Annotated in this window: 1 pseudogene; it reads left to right on the top strand. The window is 29.3% G+C overall.

Annotation, left to right across the window (positions count from 1 at the left end):
- Positions 1–406 (top strand): annotated as a pseudogene (locus tag Q3304_RS20950) (hypothetical protein); the annotation flags it as partial.

Below are 406 nucleotides of genomic sequence, written 5' to 3'. Positions count from 1 at the left end.
AATTGAATGGTTTTTAGATGATGTGTTAAAAGAAACTATCACAACAGATTTAACAATAGAGAAAACAATTAACTATACATTAGAAGATAATGCACTGCACACAATTAAAATAGTTGTTACAGACAGTAATAATGCTACAGCAGAGCAAATTTTTACAGTTAGTAAAGGAATTGCACCACTTCCTGCTGGTTCATGTCTTGAAGATGTTACAAATAAATGGAAGGAGATTGGTACTGCTTTTAAAAATGGTAAGACTAGTATTGTAAACACTTTAGCACTTAAAAACGTTCCTGCTAGTTTAGATAATACATTAGTTGAGTTTTCTGAGAAGATAAAAACATTTTTTGATGGTTCTGATGCTAATATTGAACAACTTCAAAATCAAATTACTAATTTGAATAATCAG

Origin of the sequence: Clostridioides sp. GD02377 (assembly GCF_045899875.1) — a bacterium.
Classification (GTDB): Bacteria; Bacillota; Clostridia; order Peptostreptococcales; family Peptostreptococcaceae; genus Clostridioides; species Clostridioides difficile_A.
This window is presented reverse-complemented; position numbering and strand designations above follow the sequence as displayed.